Below are 796 nucleotides of genomic sequence, written 5' to 3'. Positions count from 1 at the left end.
AAACTTTAGTTAGATAATACATATTATAAAGCTTTTGGAGATAGAAGTGATATTGTAAACATTGTGGAAAATGAACGTCCTCAAATAATAATGCTTTTAGAGCCATCATTATCATCTATGATAGAAGAAACGCTATCCACTGATACAGCTCTTTTTCGATGCGTATTAATTATAAATATTGAAAGAACGAATAACATTTTCAATATCTATAATGATAAGCCCTTCTTCTATCAAGATAATAATAAAAGGTATGAGAATCTCAAAATTAGTGATGAGATAACGGCTATAGTACGTTCGATAAAAATCTGCCCATTACTAAATAGAAGAAACAAAAACAAAATAAGTTTTGGATTGGTGTTCCATCGAAAGTGACTGAACTACCTCTTCTAGCCTGAGATATGGATAAAGAAGACAAAATTCTAAGTATTAGAATGCGTAATCAGCGTATAGAGTTTTATGGTAACTGCTATTAAATGAACTACACCTACGACTACGAACGGTTGAGCGAAGTGCTCTATCCCAAGAACCTCTTCAACCGCGTTACCTACACCTATGGCAAACCGGGCGAGAAGTACAACCGTGCTGGCAGGCTGGTGCTGGTGGAAGACGCATCAGGTGGCGAGGCGTATTATTACGGCAACCAGGGCGAAGTGGTGAAGACGGTGCGCTCGGTGATGGTGAGCACCGCCGACGTGCGCACCTATGTCTACGGCGCCACCTACGACAGCTGGAACCGCGTGCGCACCATGACCTATCCCGACGGGGAGGTGGTTACCTATCATTACAATGCGGCAGG

The 796-nt window shown here is 41.5% G+C and carries 1 pseudogene; it reads left to right on the top strand.

The annotated features are described in order from the left end of the window. Positions 1-473 precede the first annotated feature (473 nt). A pseudogene (locus tag BN93_RS16020) lies at positions 474-796 on the top strand (RHS repeat domain-containing protein); the annotation flags it as partial.

Source organism: Prevotella conceptionensis 9403948 (genome assembly GCF_000312305.1).
Classification (GTDB): Bacteria; Bacteroidota; Bacteroidia; order Bacteroidales; family Bacteroidaceae; genus Prevotella; species Prevotella conceptionensis.
Note: the sequence above shows the minus strand (reverse complement) of the source record. Positions and strands in the feature narration are given on the sequence as shown.